The sequence below is a fragment of the Xanthomonas prunicola genome, from assembly GCF_002846205.1.
In the GTDB taxonomy this organism is placed as follows: domain Bacteria; phylum Pseudomonadota; class Gammaproteobacteria; order Xanthomonadales; family Xanthomonadaceae; genus Xanthomonas; species Xanthomonas prunicola.
The window spans coordinates 59678-75971 of sequence record NZ_PHKV01000002.1; the positions used below are offsets into that span (position 1 = coordinate 59678).

Below are 16294 nucleotides of genomic sequence, written 5' to 3' on the forward strand. Positions count from 1 at the left end.
CTTCAGCCACGCTCCGCACGTTCGCGCTCTGCGCCGTTGCGCCAGTCGCGTAACGCCGGCAATGCATCCAGCGCTGCCAGATAATCGCCGGCGGCTTCAAACAGCGGCACGCCGTAGCTGGAAAAACGTAGCGCTACCGGCGCGAACATCGCATCGACGATGCCGAACTCGCCACACAGGAACGGCCCGGCGTGGCCGTGTTCGGCGCGCAGGCTGGCCCACAGTGCCTGGACGCGCGTGATGTCGCGCTCGGCGGCCGCATCCACCTGCGCGGGGCCCGGCGCGCGGGCCAGATTCATCGGCAGCTGGCTGCGCAAGGCGGCAAAGCCCGAATGCATTTCTGCCGAGGCAGCGCGCGCTTGCGCACGCATAGCCAGGTCGGCCGGCCAGCCGCGACCGTCCAGCCAACGCTCATTGATGTACTCGCAGATCGCCAGCGAATCCCACACATGCAGCGCGTCGTGCCACAGCACCGGCACCTGGCGGGTTGGCGAATACCCGGCAATGCGTGCCTCGTATTCGGGTGTAGCGAGCGGCAGCGCGATTTCCTCGAACGGCACCTGGAAATGCCGCAACAGCAGCCACGGCCGCAGCGACCAGGAGGACAGGGTCTTGTCGCCGATCACCAGGCGGGGCAGTGGCATGGGCTGTGCGCTCCAAGAGGGTCGGCGCAGCGTACGCGTCGCGCCCGATGACCGCCAGCCATGGCCTGCCGCACGGCACGCCCTACCTTGCAGCCCCCATCGAGGCAGCGCTTGCGGGGCAGCAGACGCAAACGACCTCAGGCAGGACGCGAGAGAAGCCACGCGCAGCGTTTGCCATGGCATGGCCGCGGCGGCCGCACCGGCATGCCAGGTGCGTCGGCCGCGTCGCGTGCCCCTTGGCGGCATGCGCCAAGGCAGGCCGCACAACAGCGCCAACCATGGCACGCATGGGCTGCAGGAGGCTACCCGGCACGCCGGCCACGCCCGAATCGCGGGCCAAACCCCACCACGCAGCGCCCGCGCCTACCCCTAACCGGTGCCACCGCCTAAACTTGCGGTTTACCTATTGCTGATGCGCGCATGTCCGAGACCCTAGCCACCGACGCCACCGCCCCGGCGGAGAAGAAAGACTTCATCCGCCAGATCGTCCGCGAGGATCTGGCCAGCGGCAAGCACACGGTTATCCGCACCCGCTTCCCGCCCGAGCCCAACGGCTACCTGCACATCGGCCATGCCAAGGCGATTTGCCTGGATTTCGGGTTGGCCGCCGAGTTCGGCGGGCTGTGCAACCTGCGCCTGGACGACACCAACCCGGCCAAGGAAGACCCCGAATTCGTCACCGCCATTCAGGACGACGTGCGCTGGCTGGGCTATGACTGGGCGCAGCTGCGCCACGCCTCGGATTATTTCGAGGTGTATTACTTGGCCGCGCAGAAGCTGATTCGCGATGGCCACGCCTTCGTGTGCGACCTTTCCGCAGAACAGGTGCGCGAATACCGCGGCACGCTGACCGAGCCCGGCCGCAATTCGCCATTCCGCGAGCGCAGCGTCGAGGAAAACCTCGACCTGTTCGGCCGCATGCGTGCCGGCGAATTTCCCGATGGTGCGCGCACGCTGCGCGCCAAGATCGACATGGCCAGCGGCAACATCAACCTGCGCGACCCGGCGCTGTACCGCATCAAGCATGTGGAGCATCAGAACACCGGCAATGCGTGGCCGATCTACCCGATGTACGACTTCGCGCATTCGCTGGGCGATGCAGTGGAAGGCATCACCCATTCGCTGTGCACGCTGGAATTCGAAGACCACCGCCCGCTCTACGACTGGTGCGTGGACAAGGTGGACCTGGCCGGGCATCCGGAGCTGCTGCAGCCGCTGCTGGACAAGGGCCTGCCGCGCGAGGCCGCCAAGCCGCGCCAGATCGAGTTCTCGCGCCTGAACATCAACTACACGGTGATGAGCAAGCGCAAGCTCACCGCGCTGGTGGAAGAACAGCTGGTGGACGGCTGGGACGACCCGCGCATGTACACGCTGCAGGGCCTGCGCCGGCGCGGCTATACGCCGGCGGCGATGCGCCTGTTTGTGGACCGTGTGGGCATCAGCAAGCAGAACTCGCTGATCGATTTCTCGGTGCTGGAAGGGTGCTTGCGCGAAGATCTGGACGCAGCAGCGGCGCGGCGCATGGCGGTGATCGACCCGCTCAAGCTGGTGCTGACCAATCTGCCGGAAGGCCATACCGAGACACTGCAGTTTTCCAATCATCCCAAGGATGAAAGCTTCGGCACGCGTGAGGTGCCGTTCGCGCGCGCGCTGTGGATCGAGCGCGAGGACTTTGCCGAGGTTCCGCCCAAGGGCTGGAAGCGGTTGGTGCCGGGCGGCGAAATCCGTCTGCGCGGCGCGGGCATTGCGCGCGTGGATGAGGTGATCAAGAACGAAGCGGGTGAGATCGTCGAATTGCGCGGCTGGCTGGATCCGGAATCGCGGCCAGGCATGGAGGGCGCCAACCGCAAGGTCAAGGGCACCATCCATTGGGTCAGCGCTGCGCATGCGGTGGAAGCGGAAATCCGCCTCTACGACCGCCTGTTTTCGGTGGAAAAGCCCGACGACGAATCCGAAGGCAAAACCTACCGCGACTATCTCAATCCCGAGTCCAAGCGCAACGTGCGCGGCTATGTGGAGCCTAGCGCAGCGTTGGCAGCGCCCGAGCAGCCATTCCAGTTCGAACGCACCGGCTACTTCGTGGCCGACCGCCGCGACCATAGCGCGGCCACACCGGTGTTCAATCGCAGCGTGACCCTGCGCGACACCTGGGCCAAGTAACCGGCAAGCAAGGACAGCGACGCCCTTGCAAGCAGGGCGTCACTGCTACCGCGGCCGCGGCAACTGTGCGGCTGCGGTAGCGGCATCTGCGTCTTATCGCACGCGTTCCCCGGCCTCAGCGCCGACGCGGAGCAACGACTCGCCGCGCCGTTGATCCACCCAGGCAATCACGACACGTTGGTCGCGCATGCGCTGCGATGGCGTCACATTGATCCATCGACGCAATCGATGCCCGCAGCACTCTGGCCGCGCGTTACGCCAGCGCAGCGGGCTGCAGCAACGTCATTGATGCAACTTGGCCGCGTTCAAACTTCTACAGCGCGCGCCTTGATCAACCACCTGCCGCACGGCACGCTGCGATGCACGCCCTGAGGAACAGCACGATGCGTGAACGCTTGATGGTCGGTGTTGCCTGCGGAATCGGTGCGGGCGCGCTGTGGGGGCTGGTGTTTCTGGCACCGCAATTGCTGGCCGCATTTACGCCGCTGCAATTAGCGGTAGCGCGCTATCTCTCGTATGGCGCGGTCGCGGCGTTGGTACTAGCGCCACGTGCGCGACAGACCGCCGCCCGACTGGGTCGCGCCGAATGGTGGGCGCTGGTGCGCCTGAGCCTGATGGGCAATCTGGTGTATTACGTGCTGCTTGGCAGCGCCGTGCAGTGGGCGGGCAGCGCGGCAACTGCGCTGATCATCGGGCTGCTGCCGGTGTTGGTCACCGTGATCGGTACGCGTGCCGCCGGCGCGGTGCAATTACGACGTCTGGCGGCGCCTTGCATGCTATGCGTGATCGGCGTGACATTGGTGTCGCTGGACACCGTGCAGGACGACTCGGGCGCGCTGGCGAGCGACCGCCTCACCCGCATCGCCGGCCTGTTGTGCGCAGTAGGTGCGCTGGTGTCGTGGTCGGCCTATTCGATCGCCAATGCGCGCTGGTTGCGCCGGCGCCCGGATCTGTCCGGCGGCGACTGGTCGCTGCTCACCGGCGTGGTCACCGGCGCACTGGCGTTGTTGCTGGCGCCGGCGGCCCTGATCGGCAGCGCAGCGCATGCTCCGCTGGAATGGGCCAGTTTCTGGGGTGTGTCGCTGTCGCTGGGCATCCTGGCCTCGGTGATGGGCAACGCACTGTGGAATCGCGCCAGCCGCGTGCTGCCGCTGACCCTGGTCGGGCAAATGATCGTGTTCGAAACAGTGTTTGCGTTGCTGTACGGCTTTGCCTGGGAACTGCGCCTGCCCACCCCATTGGAGCTGGCCGCGATCGCCTGCCTGCTGGTCGGAGTGCTGTGGTGCGCGGCACTGCATGCGCCAGTGCGTGATGCAGGCCGCTGACGCGCATGCGCGAGCACGATGCAGCTATGTCCCGCAGGAACACGCCAGGCGCCTGCCTCTGCCATTCACTAGCGGCGTTGAGCAGCTAGGTTCAAGACGGTGGCGGACTCGATCGCGCATCGCTGATGGCCAGGCGCCGATCGCGCGCCATGCGCGCACTGTGCCGTCGCCGGCGTAAGAGCGCTTGCCTGTACGCCGCTTTCTGCTTGTCGGCACAGATCCCGCCAGCCGCTCTGACCCCGCGCGCGGCCTGGGCTTACCATGGTCCCTCATATGGTCTGATCGGAGCAGCCGCATGTCCCGTCTTGTGTCCTGGTGCCTGAGCAGCCTGTTGCTGCTGTCCTGTCTTGCCGCGATCGGCTGTGTGGCAACGCCACCGACCGATGCGGCCACGCCGCCGCCGGCCAGCATCCCGGCGCCTGCCACACCGGTCGCCGTCACCACCACCTGCCGCACCGATGCCGATTGCACGGTGAAGAATGTCGGCAACTGTTGTGGTGCGTTTCCGGCCTGCGTCAACGTCAACAGCGCCACCGACCCCAAGGGCGTGCTCGCGCAGTGCCAGGCCAGCGGCATGATGAGCGTGTGCGGCTTCCGCGAGATCAGCGCCTGCCAGTGCGTGGCCGGGCAATGTGCCGCAAAGGACGCGCAGGCCGATACACTGCGCCCCGCCATTCCCCCTACAGAAACGGTCCACTGATGCTTAACGCGCACGTCCACCTCACCCTGCCCGACTGGATCCACGCGCATGTCGACGACAGCCGCGCCTATCCCAGCGATGAAGACAAGGTGGCGCTGGCGATCGAGCTGTCGCGGATGAATGTGCGCGAGCGCAGCGGCGGTCCGTTCGGCGCGGTCGTGTTCGGCCCGGACCACCGCATCATCGCTGCAGCAGTGAACCGCGTGGTGCCACAAACCACCTCGCTGGCGCATGCCGAAAACATGGCTTACATGCTCGCGCAGCAACGCCTGCAGACACCGCGTTTGAACGATGTGCTGTCGCCGGTGACGCTGGCCACCTCCGCGCAGCCGTGCTGCCAATGCTATGGCGCCACGGTGTGGGCCGGCATCGACCGCCTGCTGATCGGCGCGCGCGCCGACGACGTGATGGCGCTGACGCAATTCGACGAAGGCCCGTTGCCGGCCGACTGGGTGGGCGAACTGAGCCGCCGCGGCATTGAGGTGGTGCGCGACGTGCTGCGCGACCAGGCCTGTGCGGTGCTGCGCAACTACGGTGAGGGCGGCGGTGATCATTATTGATGTCGTGTGCGCTGCTGGCGCACTGCCGGTGCCGCGATGAGCGGCCTGCTGTGTTACTGCCGCCAGGGCTTTGAACCTGAGCTGGCCGCAGAACTGAGCGCGCGCGCCGCATTCGTCGGCATTGCCGGTTATGCGCGGACCCAGCGCAACGACGGCTATGTGCTGTTCGTCTGCGACGAGGCCGCACAACTTGCTGCCAAGCTGCAATGGCGCGAGTTGATCTTCGCGCGGCAGAAGCTGGTGGTGATTGCCGAGCTGAAAGGCATCGACCCCAAGGACCGCATCACGCCGATCCTTGCCGCGCTGGACGGCCAACAGCGCTTCGGCGATCTGTGGGTAGAACACCCGGATTCGGACGCGGGCAAGCCGCTGGCGGGCCTGGCGCGCAGCTTCGGCAATGCGCTGCGCCCGGCCCTGCGCAAGGCCGGCCTGCTCACCGACAAGCCGCAACCGCGTCAACCGCGGTTGCACATCTGTTTTCTCGACGGCGACCACGCCTTGCTTGCGGTGGCCGACAGCGCCGACAGCGCGCCGTGGCCCTTGGGCATTCCACGCCTGAAATTGCTGCCGGAAGCGCCGTCGCGCTCTGCACTCAAACTCGACGAAGCCTTGCTGACGCTACTCAGTCCCGAAGAACGCGAAGCACTGGTCAAGCCCGGCATGCGTGCGGCCGATCTGGGCGCTGCACCCGGCGGCTGGACCTGGGTGCTGACGCGGCAGCATGTGCACGTCACCAGCGTCGACAACGGCCCGCTGCGCGAGCATGTGCTGGAAACCGGACTGGTGGAGCATCTGCGGGCCGACGGCTTCCACTGGAAGCCCGCGCAATCGCTGGACTGGATGGTCTGCGACATGGTCGAGCAACCACGCCGCGTGGCCGAACGCATGGCCACTTGGGTGCGCGAAGGCTGGTGCCGCAATACGATCTTCAACCTCAAGCTGCCGATGAAAAAGCGCTGGGACGAGACCCGTCTATGCTTGGATCTATTCGAGCAACAGGCAGAGAAGTCATTGATCGTGCGCGCCAAGCAGCTATATCACGATCGCGAAGAGATCACGGTGCTGGCGATGCGGGACTGATGAGTGGCAGTTGGAAGCTGGGATTCGTAAAAGCGGGTGACCGGCGGGTGCGTTGCTGCGTTTGCTGATGGGATCAGGAGTGCTTCGATCGACAGACGCTACAATCTGCCGTGCATTGTTCAGACGCCCCTAACGCGCCTTTCCATGGCATTGCACCCGTGCACTTGGCAGTCGTGGTCCACCAGCATCGCCCGGCAACGCTCAACAAGTCCTACAGCGAGTCTGCACGACAGCTTTGCGCATTGATCGAAGCAAGCCTGCTTGCTCAGCTCACCAAGTCCCCGCCCTGCTTGTCAACAGAGCGGGCCACCCTCACAGCACAATGCGCTTGCTACCCTCTCGCGCCGAGCGATAGATCGCATCGACGATGCGGATATCGCGCAGGCCTTCTTCGCCCGGCGCACGCAGCGGTGTGCCGTTCATGATCGCCAGCGCGTCTTCGTCCATCTGCAAAGCCTGCTGATGCTGCACCTTGGCGTCGAACACGCGTCCATCGCTGGCCTTGCCGGTCACGCCCTGGTAGCTCTGGAACGGCGACAACTCATACCAGCCGCGCTCGCATTCGGCGCGTAGCACATTCATATTCTTGCCGAAGCTGGTCTTGCACTCGGCACGCACCGCATTGGGAAATTCCAGGGTGAAGTCCATGTGCTCGTCGACTTCATCGAACAGATCGGGGCGGTCGGTCCAGCGCTTGGCCGTCACTGCCAGCGGCTCGGCACCGACGGTGTAGCGCGCCGCGTTGAGCGGATACACGCCCATGTCATACATCGCACCACCACCGAACTGCGAACGCAACCGCCAAGGGCGGTCCGCCTTGGTCGCATCGTGGTAGCCGTTATAGCCGGCCTCGGCACGCACGCGCTGCATTGCACCGAACGGCTTCTCGCTGGCCATCGCAATCACGCGCCGCGTATTGGGCTCGTGCTGCATACGGTAGCCGATGGTCAGCGCCACCTTACTGCGCTTGCAGGCCGCAATCATCGCCTCGCATTCGCCGGCATGCATCGCCATCGGCTTTTCGCACCATACGTGCTTGCCTGCCGCAGCGGCACGCAACGTCAGCGGCGCATGCAGATGCGTAGGCGTGACGACGTACACCACATCGATCTCGTCGTTGTCGGCGATACGATCGAAATTTTCGTAGTTGTAGACATTGCGATCGGCAATGCCGTATTTGGCCTGCCACTGCGGAATCTTCTCCGGCGTGCCGGTGACGATGCCGGCGAGCTTGCAATGCTTGGTCAATGCCAGGCCCGGCGCGAGCTGTTCGCTGGCATAACTGCCCAACCCGACCAACGCCACATTCAGTGGTTTTCCGGGCTTTTTCTTCGGCACTGCCCAGGTCGGTGCAGCGAGCAGAATGCCTGCACCGCCGAAGGCAGCAAGCAAGCGGCGACGTGTGATCGATTCCACGGACATGCAAACCTCCTTCGCGAGTGATAACGGCCAACATAACTCCCGCGCAACGCTTTGTTGGCCGATCTAGGGCGTACTGCTCGCGCACCTTACTTGATCGCAGGTGATCACCGCCATGGTCGCGCTGCAGGTTCTGGCACACTGCTGGCGATCACATCCGGAGCATTGCGCATGACCGTTGTTGCCCGCCTTCGTTTTTTGCCGCTGGCATTGCTGTTGTCCAGTCCGTTCGCTATTGCCGCCGACAAACCGTTCGTTGCGCGTGATCTGATCGGCGATGGCGCATTCACCCACAATGCCGAAGGACCCGCCACTGGTCCGGATGGCGCGTTGTACGCAGTGAATCTGGGCAAGGACGGCACCATCGCACGCATTGCGCTCCAAACAGACGGCAGCGCCAAGGCAGAGGTATTCGTGACCCTGCCCGACGGCAGCACCGGCAATGGCATCCGCTTTCGCGACGGCACCATGTATGTCGCCGATTACACCGGCCACAAAATTCTGCAGGTGAACATGCAGACGCGCGCAGTGAGTACGTTTGCGGCATTGCCCGAGGGCGATGGCCCCAACGATCTGGCCCTTGCACCCGATGGCAGCTTCTACGCGAGCGATCCGGACTGGAAGGACAACAGTGGACGTTTGTGGCACATCAGCCGCGACGGCGCGACGCGGTTGCTGGAAGCAGGCATGACCACACCGAACGGCCTGGATGTCAGCCCCGACGGCAAGCACCTGTATGTCAACGAAAGCATGTCGCGTAAGGTGTGGGTCTACGACCGTACCAGCGACGGCAGCCTACGCAACAAACGCCTGCTGATCAGCTTCCCCGATTTCGGCATGGACGGCATGCGCTGCGATGCCGACGGCAATTTATACATCGCCCGCTACGATGCCGGGCAGATCGCAGTGGTGTCGCCGCAGGGCAAACTGCTGCGCACGGTTGCGCTGAAAGGTCGCAAGGTCAGCAACGTGGCATTCGGCGGTGCCGATGGCAAGCAGGTGTTTGTCACATTGCAGGACCGCGGCGCAGTTGAAACGTTCAGGTCCGATCGGCGCGGGCGCGAAACCGGTCGCTGAAACTGGTGTGTGCGTCGCATTGGTTCTCAGGTCGCGCAACAGCGTCCTGGCATCCTGCAGGTCACCTGTAGAGGACTCCCCATGCAACCGATCGAATTGAAGGACGCGGCCGCCTTTGGCAACGAATTCCTGCGCCTGACCCTGTTGCAGGGGTTTCAGTCGCTGACCAAGCGTGATCTGGAATTGTTGATCTTCGTACTGCTTGAACGCGACGGCGCCATCTCGCGCAACAGCGCCAACGCCATGGTCGCGTTGCAGCTGCGGGTGACCTCGGCCAAGGTCAAGGCACTGCGGCGCGATGGCTATGCGCGTTGGCGCTCGCTGGTACCCGAAGAAGGCGACGCCGCGATGCAGCGCATCGTCGCCAACGTGCTCACCGAAGACAATCTGCGCTCCGGCGCAAAGCACGTCAGCGAACGCAGCCGCAAGGAAGGCTTCTTGGCGGTGCGCATCGAACATCCCGACGACGCGCAACAGTTCGAACAGGCCATTCTCGATGTCGGCGCGCTGCCGGTGTACGAACGCAACCGTGAAGTGGTCGCGGTGCGCTTCGACACGCTGCTGAAAATCGCCGAGCGCTGGGGCTATCTGCAACCGGATCCGCAAGCCACCGTGCGTGAACTGCAAAAGCTCACGCCCACGGCAGAAGAGGTCTCGGATCTGCTGAAGAAGGACATCGCGCAGTTGCGCTGGGACGACGTCCGCCGCGCGCTCAACAGCCTGGGTGCCAAGGCGGTGGCAAGCACGGCGGAGGGTGGCCTGAAGGGCCTGCTGAAGATCGTGTTTCCATTCATCCCAGGCTGAATCGCGTCATACGGCGCGCACGGCATGATGCAATGCACCGTGCGCGCCCCACGCCAACAGCGCCGGGCCGAGACGAACCCTATTTGCCCAACAACCGCTCGAACACTGCCTCATCCATCCCCAACCACCACGCCATCGTCGCGCCGCAAGATGGCGGCCAAGCTCTATGCTTGCAGGCTGTTCTACATCAGGGGGATCTGATGACCACTCGCCGCACTGCCACACGCATCTCCACGCTCGCTCTCTCGCTGTTGCTTTGTACCGCCGCGCACGCACAACAGGCGCCCACCCCGGCCAGCAGCTCGCCGCTGATCGATGTCCCCAGCCCCATCCGCACCCAGCCGTTATCCAACGGCGAGGTCACCCACCAAACCGAGCTGGCGCGCCCACGCGGGGAATCCAGCGTGATCGTGCGTTCGATCCAGCCGAGCAGCGTATTGGGCAGCTACCACATCGATTTTCAGGCCATGGACACCGATGGCGACGGCCGCATCAGCCGCGCCGAGGCGCAGGCCAACTCGGCCCTGGCCGATGAATTCGACGCGCTCGACACCCATCACAGCGGCTATCTGACCCGCGAACAGCTTGCTGGCTGGCTAATTCAATAATTGTCTTTCCCGCAAGCGCGGCTGTACTACGCAGCCGCGCACAGCGCTTCGCGCAGCGCCATCGCCCCCTCTTGCAGCGCCCGCTTCGGTCGGCTAGATTGTATTTAACGGATACAATTTGGACGGACAGATGACCGCTCGCCTTTCACTTGCCGCCGACCTTGGCTACCAGCTGCAATTGGCCGCCCTCGCCTCCAGCCACGCTGCGCGCCAGGAACTGGCCGAGCTGCAGCTCACACCGGCGCGCGTCACCGCATTGATCCATATTCGCGATCAACCCGGCTGCGACCAGACCGAACTGGGTAACCGCCTGCTGGTCAATCGCGCGGCCGGCATGAAAATCGCCAATGCGCTGGCCGAGCAAGGCCTGATCGAACGCCTGGCCGGCCGCGACCGTCGCAGCAAGGGTTTGTATCTGACTGACCTGGGCGAGCGCACGCTGCTGGTTGCACAAGGCTGCCTGGCGCGCGCGGGCGAGCGCACCTGCACCGGCCTGCAGGCCAGCGAGCAACAGACCTTGCTGCGCCTGCTCTGCAAATTGAACGCCAGCGCTGCACTGGAACGCGCCGCCGCACCAGACGCCGCGCTGGCCGAAGCACTCTAGGCCCATCAACACACCAGCACTCTCACGACTCGAAGGAGACGCCGCTTGAACGAGCATGACGTGGTATCGGTTCGCATCGAAAACCGCATTGCCTGGGTGAAGTTCGCACGCCCCGACAAGCGCAATGCGATGAGCCCGGCGCTCAACCGCCGCATGATGGACGTGCTGGACGAGCTGGAATTCGACGACAACGTCGGCGTGCTGGTGCTCGGTGGCGAAGGCACGGCCTGGTCGGCCGGCATGGACCTGAAAGAGTATTTTCGCGAAACCGAAGCGCAGGGTCTGCGCGGCGTGCGGCGCTCGCAGCGCGAATCGTATGGTTGGTTCCGCCGGCTGCGCTGGTATCAGAAGCCCACCATCGCCATGGTCAACGGTTGGTGCTTCGGTGGCGGCTTCGGCCCGCTGTTCGCCTGCGATCTGGCGATTGCCGCCGACGAGGCACAGTTCGGCCTGTCGGAAATCAACTGGGGCATCCTGCCCGGCGGCGGCGTGACCAAGGTGGCGGTGGAACTGCTGTCGATGCGCGATGCGATGTGGATGACGCTGACCGGTGAAATGGTGGATGGCAAGAAGGCCGCCGAATGGCGCCTGGTCAACGAAAGTGTGCCGCTGGAACGCCTCGAATCGCGCACCCGCGAAGTGGCCGAACTGCTGCTGCGCAAGAACCCGGTCGCGCTCAAGTATGCCAAGGATGCGGTGCGCCGCGTCGGCACCATGACCTACGACGAAGCCGAAGATTATCTGGTGCGCATGCAGGAAGCGGCCAACTCGTTCGACAACAACGCCCGCAAGGAAGGCATCCGTCAGTTCATCGACGAGAAGAGCTACAAGCCCGGCCTGGGCGAATACGACCTCAAGAAAAACAGCGCCTAAGCACGTCCTACGGCGCCCGAAGCGATGCGTGCGACCCACGCATCGCTGGCGCTGCCAGTGGTTTTCTGCACCGAGGAGGGAGTATGGAAGCCTTATCCGCAACGCTGCGCGGGATCGCTGCGCGTGGGCCGCTGGGTCTGTTCATCGACGGCCAGTGGCGCGCAAGCAACGGCGATCGCCATGTCGATGTGATCGCACCGCATACCGAAGAACACCTGCTGCGCTACACCGAACCATCGCATGCAGATACCGAGGCGGCCGTGGCCGCGGCACGTGCCGCCTTCGACACCGGACCCTGGCCGCAACTGTCGCCGCCCGAGCGCGGGGTGATCCTCAAGCGCGTTGCCGACCAGCTGCGCGCGCGCATGCCGGAGCTGGCCGAAGCCTGGACCGGCCAGGTCGGCGCCACCATCGGTTTCAGCCGGCGCGCCTCGCAGCAGGCGCCAGATTTATTCGACTACTACGCTGATCTGATTGCCACGCATGCCTTCGTCGACCCACGCGTGCGCCCGAACGGTGGACGCGTGCATGTGGTGCAGGAGCCGGTTGGCGTGGTCGCCGCAATCACGCCCTGGAACGCGCCACTGGTCTTGCTGTGCTACAAGGTCGCCGCCGCGCTGGCGGCCGGCTGCACGGTGGTAGCCAAGCCATCGCCGGAAACGCCGATCGACGCCTACATCCTGGCCGAATGCATTAGCGCTGCCGGCATGCCCGACGGCGTGTTCAATCTGCTCCCCGCCGGCCGCGAGGTGGGCGAGCAATTGATCCGCCACCCGCATGTCGACAAGGTCAGCTTTACTGGCTCTACCCAGGCGGGGCGCTTGATCGGCATCGCCTGCGCCGAACGCCTGGCGCGGGTTGGCCTGGAGCTGGGCGGCAAATCGGCGGCGATCGTGCTGGATGATGCCCACATCGCCAAGGTGCTGCCCACCTTGGTGCCCTACTCGATGCCGATCGCCGGGCAGGTGTGCTTTTCGTTGACGCGCGTCCTGGTGCCGGCGCAGCGCCGCGAGGAGATCCTGCAGGCGTATTGCGCGGCATTGAGCGCAGTGAAACTAGGCGACCCGTTTGCCGCCGACACCGGCATGGGCCCGTTGGCGTTGGGCCGCCAGCTCGAACGCGTGCAGTCCTATATCGCAAAAGGCAGTGCCGAGGGCGCGCGCCTGGTCATGGGCGGTGGCCGTCCGGCACACTTGCCGCGCGGCTTCTTCGTCGAACCGACGGTGTTCTCCGACGTCACACCGGACATGACCATTGCGCGCGAGGAAATCTTCGGACCGGTGGTGAGCTTCATCGACTACCACGACGAAGCCGATCTCATCGCCAAAGCCAATGCCAGCGACTACGGTTTGCACGGCACCATCTACAGCGAAGATGCCGAACGCGCCTATCGCATCGCGCGCCGCGTGCGCAGTGGCAGCCACGCGATCAACGGCATGTGGGTAGACATCAGCATGCCATTCGGCGGCTTCAAACACTCGGGCATCGGCCGCGAAGGCGGTATCGAAGGTCTGCATGCCTTCCTCGAAACCAAGGCCGTGTATCTGAGCTAGCACGCGTCCGGACAAGCCCGCGTGTGCGCACGTGTTGGTGTGCAGTTTCTCCGAGTGATTGCTCACCGCTTGGGTGCTGTTTGCCTGCGTGTCGGCTGCCTGCAGGCGAAATTCTCTCACCCGCCCATCCGTTGCGTTTAAACCTTCCACACGCAGCAGTCGCACTCACCCCAGTCACTTCCTCATTTTCCAGAAGACAGCGCCATGGCCATGCCGACCGACTCGATCGCTTTCCACGCCCGTCTCTCGCCGCAACAGCTGGCCGCACGCGATCTGTTGCTGGGCATCGAATGGACCTACGCCGAACTGGACACGTTGGTCGGCCGCCTGGCTGCCATGCTGCGCAGGCGCGGCTGCGTCGATGGGGAGCGGCTGGCGGTGCTGGCGCGCAATTCGGTGTGGCAAGTGGCATTGCATTTCGCCTGCGGGCGGGTTGGCGCGATTTATGTCCCGCTCAATTGGCGGTTGAGCGCAACCGAGCTGGATGCATTGCTGCAACGCGCGGAGCCGCGCGTGTTGCTGGGCGACGATATCGCCGCTGGTCGCACCGACGTGGAAGCCTTGGCTGGGTTCATCGCAAGTGCCAATGCCCTGGAGCCAGCCGACACCCCATCGATTCCGCCGGAACGCGTCAGCCTGATCCTGTTTACTTCCGGCACCTCCGGTCAGCCCAAGGGCGTGATGCTGAGCGAGCAGAATTTGCGGCACGCGGCGCACAACTTTGGCGTCACCACGCGGGTGGACGCGAGCAGCAGCTTTCTGTGCGAAGCGCCGATGTTTCACATCATCGGCCTGGTCACCAATGTGCGCCCGGTGCTGGCAGTGGGTGGCTCGATCCAGGTATCTAATGGCTTTGAGCCAAAACGCACGTTGGGCTGGTTGGCCGATCGATCGTTGGGTATCACCCACTACGTCGGCGTGCCGCAGATGATGCAGGCATTTCGCAATCAGCCCGGCTTCGATGCGGCAGCGCTGCGTCATCTCACCGCATTGGTCAGCGGTGGCGCGCCGCACGCCAGCGACGATCTGCTCGGCTGGCTGGACGATGGCATCCCGATGGTCTGCGGCTTCGGCATGAGCGAGGCCGGCACGGTGTTCGGCATGTCGGTGAATTGCGATGTGATCCGCAACAAGCTGGGCGCGGCTGGCATCGCAGCGCCATCGGTGCAGACACGCGTGGTCAATGCCAACGGCGACGACTGCCCGGCGGGCGTTCCCGGTGAGTTGCTCTTGCGCGGCCCCAACCTCAGCCCAGGTTACTGGCGTGACCCGCAGGCCAGCGCCGACGTGCTCGATAGTGAAGGATGGTTCCGTACCGGCGATATCGTGCAGCGTGATGCCGACGGCTTCTTCTGGATAGTCGACCGCAAGAAGGACATGTTCATTTCCGGCGGCGAGAACGTGTATCCGGCAGAGATCGAAGCCTTGCTCGCCGATCACCCGAGCATTCGCGAGTGCGCGGTGGTCGGCATGGCCGATCAGCAATGGGGCGAAGTGGGCTATCTGGCGATCGTGCCGGCCGATGAAGTACCGGATCTGGAAGAGATCCGCAGCTACCTGATCGCACGGCTGGCCAAGTACAAGGTGCCCAAGCACCTACGCTTGGTGGAGACATTGCCGCGCACGGCCACCGGCAAGTTGCAGAAGGGGCGCTTGAGGGATGCCCTGGCCAGTGAGAACTGATGCGCCATCGCATCGGCGCGGGTGCGCAGACCAAACTGTACAACGGGCAGCCTGAGCCGCCCGTTGCTGTGGCATTACGCACTGTCTGCTGCATCAAACCGCTATGCGTTCGACATCCGTCGAGCGTTTATGCACGTCAGCACGAGCAGCGCTCGGTGCCCAAGCCTCATGCGATCACGCAGATTCGTTCAGCAACACGTCGTCTTCGCCGATACGATCATCCACCCACACCGCGCCCTGTTCGGCCATGAGCGCGAGCTGGTTCTCCAGCTCGCGCATCAGCAAGCGCACGCCGGGCTTGTGGATTGCGCCGCCATCGCGATAGATCACCCCACCTGCGCGGGCCTGCGAGGGCTGCTGCAGCTGGAAGGCACGCAACTCGCCGCGTGCGATATCGCCAGCCACCATCATGCTTGGCATCACCGCAATGCTGTCGGTACCGAGCAGGATTTCGCGCGTGAAACTGGCCGAGCTGGAACGCAACTGATCGCGCGTTGCCAGGCCGTGTTCGCGCATCACCTGTGCAACGTCGCGTTCGACATGTTGGCTCAGGGTCGGCAGCACCTGGCGGTAGGCGACCGCTTCGGCGATGCGCACCGGGCCGTTGGCGAACAGCGGGTGGTCGCTGCGCGCCACCAGCGCAATCGGGTCCTGGTACAGCACCTTGCGAATCAGTGCGTCGTAGCGGGCCAGGGGATACAACCGCCCGACCACCAGATCGATCTCGTTACCGGCCAGCTTGGGCAACAGCTCATCGGTGCGACCGTGCAGCAGACGTACCCGCAGCGTGGGTTCGGTGCGATACAACGCGGCCAGTACCGCCGGCAGCAAACCGCTGGCTGCCACCGGCAAGGCCCCGACCGTGATGGTGAGCGCATCGTCCTGCAGCAGTCCTTCGAAGGTGTCCTGCGCACGCCGTAGCTGGCCCAGCACCACATGCGCAGTCTGCACCAGCACCTCGCCCATCGCGTTGGGGCGCACGCCGCGCGAGTGCCGCTCGAACAGTGGCGCGCCGACGATCTCTTCGATCTCCTGCAGGGCACGCGTGAGCGCAGGCTGGGTGACATTCAGGACGCGTGAGGCGCGCAACAGGCTTTTCTGCCGGTCCAGCGCTTCGATCACACGCAGGTGCCGCACCTTGATGCGATGTTCAAAGAACACGGAGGACATGGTCATGGGGTGGGCCTTACGTTGGGAAGTGGGG

General features: G+C 64.6%; 15 protein-coding genes. 12 read left to right on the forward strand and 3 right to left on the reverse strand.

Annotated elements, in window-relative coordinates; genetic code table 11:
• Positions 1-2: 2 nt before the first annotated feature.
• Complete coding sequence (locus XpruCFBP8353_RS06790; protein ID WP_101362561.1) at positions 3-644, reverse strand: glutathione S-transferase family protein; 642 nt, start codon at positions 642-644, stop codon at positions 3-5.
• 420 nt (positions 645-1064) lie between these two features.
• On the opposite strand from XpruCFBP8353_RS06790, the gene XpruCFBP8353_RS06795 reads away from it, so the two are divergent.
• From XpruCFBP8353_RS06795 to rlmM, 5 genes are all read left to right on the forward strand, one after another.
• Positions 1065-2804: a glutamine--tRNA ligase/YqeY domain fusion protein gene (locus XpruCFBP8353_RS06795; RefSeq protein ID WP_101362562.1), complete on the forward strand. Its 1740-nt coding sequence runs from the start codon at positions 1065-1067 to the stop codon at positions 2802-2804.
• 383 nt (positions 2805-3187) lie between these two features.
• Positions 3188-4129 carry a DMT family transporter gene (locus tag XpruCFBP8353_RS06800; protein ID WP_101362563.1) on the forward strand — a complete coding sequence of 314 codons (942 nt, stop codon included), beginning with the start codon at positions 3188-3190 and terminating at the stop codon, positions 4127-4129.
• A 295-nt stretch (positions 4130-4424) separates the two neighbouring features.
• Entirely contained in the window at positions 4425-4829 is a 405-nt protein-coding gene (locus tag XpruCFBP8353_RS06805; protein ID WP_101362564.1) for a hypothetical protein, read from the forward strand.
• Complete coding sequence (locus tag XpruCFBP8353_RS06810; RefSeq protein WP_101362565.1) at positions 4829-5389, forward strand: nucleoside deaminase; 561 nt, start codon at positions 4829-4831, stop codon at positions 5387-5389. Before XpruCFBP8353_RS06805 ends, XpruCFBP8353_RS06810 begins: the two co-directional genes overlap by 1 nt.
• A 36-nt stretch (positions 5390-5425) precedes the next feature.
• Positions 5426-6469 (forward strand): 23S rRNA (cytidine(2498)-2'-O)-methyltransferase RlmM, encoded by a 1044-nt coding sequence (rlmM, locus tag XpruCFBP8353_RS06815; protein ID WP_101362566.1) that lies wholly within the window; start codon positions 5426-5428, stop codon positions 6467-6469.
• Positions 6470-6781: 312 nt separating this feature from the next.
• On the opposite strand, the gene XpruCFBP8353_RS06820 is transcribed toward rlmM, so the two are convergent.
• Entirely contained in the window at positions 6782-7891 is a 1110-nt protein-coding gene (locus tag XpruCFBP8353_RS06820; RefSeq protein ID WP_101362567.1) for a Gfo/Idh/MocA family protein, read from the reverse strand.
• Positions 7892-8059: 168 nt separating this feature from the next.
• Between XpruCFBP8353_RS06820 and XpruCFBP8353_RS06825 the strand changes: the two genes are divergently transcribed.
• The 7 genes from XpruCFBP8353_RS06825 (at position 8060) to XpruCFBP8353_RS06855 (ending at position 15090) form a co-directional block, all read left to right on the forward strand.
• Positions 8060-8965: an SMP-30/gluconolactonase/LRE family protein gene (locus tag XpruCFBP8353_RS06825; protein ID WP_101362568.1), complete on the forward strand. Its 906-nt coding sequence runs from the start codon at positions 8060-8062 to the stop codon at positions 8963-8965.
• Between the two features lie 81 nt (positions 8966-9046).
• Positions 9047-9769 (forward strand): hypothetical protein, encoded by a 723-nt coding sequence (locus XpruCFBP8353_RS06830; protein ID WP_101362569.1) that lies wholly within the window; start codon positions 9047-9049, stop codon positions 9767-9769.
• Positions 9770-9969: 200 nt separating this feature from the next.
• Positions 9970-10377: an EF-hand domain-containing protein gene (locus XpruCFBP8353_RS06835; protein WP_101362570.1), complete on the forward strand. Its 408-nt coding sequence runs from the start codon at positions 9970-9972 to the stop codon at positions 10375-10377.
• A gap of 130 nt (positions 10378-10507) precedes the next feature.
• A complete protein-coding gene (locus tag XpruCFBP8353_RS06840; protein WP_101363060.1) occupies positions 10508-10981 on the forward strand; it encodes a MarR family winged helix-turn-helix transcriptional regulator in 474 nt (157 codons plus the stop codon).
• A gap of 45 nt (positions 10982-11026) precedes the next feature.
• Positions 11027-11854, forward strand: coding sequence for a p-hydroxycinnamoyl CoA hydratase/lyase (locus XpruCFBP8353_RS06845; protein WP_101362571.1), 828 nt, complete (start codon positions 11027-11029; stop codon positions 11852-11854).
• Between the two features lie 83 nt (positions 11855-11937).
• The gene (locus tag XpruCFBP8353_RS06850; RefSeq protein WP_101362572.1) at positions 11938-13407 is read left to right on the forward strand and encodes an aldehyde dehydrogenase; all 1470 of its coding nucleotides are present in this window, start codon (positions 11938-11940) and stop codon (positions 13405-13407) included.
• 204 nt (positions 13408-13611) lie between these two features.
• Positions 13612-15090, forward strand: coding sequence for an AMP-binding protein (locus tag XpruCFBP8353_RS06855; RefSeq protein ID WP_101362573.1), 1479 nt, complete (start codon positions 13612-13614; stop codon positions 15088-15090).
• A gap of 174 nt (positions 15091-15264) precedes the next feature.
• On the opposite strand, the gene XpruCFBP8353_RS06860 is transcribed toward XpruCFBP8353_RS06855, so the two are convergent.
• On the reverse strand, positions 15265-16266 hold the full coding sequence (locus XpruCFBP8353_RS06860; RefSeq protein ID WP_101362574.1) for a LysR substrate-binding domain-containing protein: 1002 nt from the start codon (positions 16264-16266) through the stop codon (positions 15265-15267).
• Positions 16267-16294: the final 28 nt, after the last annotated feature.

Excerpts from the sequence above, each read along its gene's own strand:
- XpruCFBP8353_RS06790 (WP_101362561.1), bottom strand. The coding sequence starts at position 644 with ATGCCACTGCCCCGCCTGGTGATCGGCGACAAGACCCTGTCCTCCTGG.
- XpruCFBP8353_RS06795 (WP_101362562.1), top strand. The coding sequence starts at position 1,065 with ATGTCCGAGACCCTAGCCACCGACGCCACCGCCCCGGCGGAGAAGAAA.
- XpruCFBP8353_RS06800 (WP_101362563.1), top strand. The coding sequence starts at position 3,188 with ATGCGTGAACGCTTGATGGTCGGTGTTGCCTGCGGAATCGGTGCGGGC.
- XpruCFBP8353_RS06805 (WP_101362564.1), top strand. The coding sequence starts at position 4,425 with ATGTCCCGTCTTGTGTCCTGGTGCCTGAGCAGCCTGTTGCTGCTGTCC.
- XpruCFBP8353_RS06810 (WP_101362565.1), top strand. The coding sequence starts at position 4,829 with ATGCTTAACGCGCACGTCCACCTCACCCTGCCCGACTGGATCCACGCG.
- rlmM (WP_101362566.1), top strand. The coding sequence starts at position 5,426 with ATGAGCGGCCTGCTGTGTTACTGCCGCCAGGGCTTTGAACCTGAGCTG.
- XpruCFBP8353_RS06820 (WP_101362567.1), bottom strand. The coding sequence starts at position 7,891 with ATGTCCGTGGAATCGATCACACGTCGCCGCTTGCTTGCTGCCTTCGGC.
- XpruCFBP8353_RS06825 (WP_101362568.1), top strand. The coding sequence starts at position 8,060 with ATGACCGTTGTTGCCCGCCTTCGTTTTTTGCCGCTGGCATTGCTGTTG.
- XpruCFBP8353_RS06830 (WP_101362569.1), top strand. The coding sequence starts at position 9,047 with ATGCAACCGATCGAATTGAAGGACGCGGCCGCCTTTGGCAACGAATTC.
- XpruCFBP8353_RS06835 (WP_101362570.1), top strand. The coding sequence starts at position 9,970 with ATGACCACTCGCCGCACTGCCACACGCATCTCCACGCTCGCTCTCTCG.
- XpruCFBP8353_RS06840 (WP_101363060.1), top strand. The coding sequence starts at position 10,508 with ATGACCGCTCGCCTTTCACTTGCCGCCGACCTTGGCTACCAGCTGCAA.
- XpruCFBP8353_RS06850 (WP_101362572.1), top strand. The coding sequence starts at position 11,938 with ATGGAAGCCTTATCCGCAACGCTGCGCGGGATCGCTGCGCGTGGGCCG.
- XpruCFBP8353_RS06855 (WP_101362573.1), top strand. The coding sequence starts at position 13,612 with ATGGCCATGCCGACCGACTCGATCGCTTTCCACGCCCGTCTCTCGCCG.
- XpruCFBP8353_RS06860 (WP_101362574.1), bottom strand. The coding sequence starts at position 16,266 with ATGACCATGTCCTCCGTGTTCTTTGAACATCGCATCAAGGTGCGGCAC.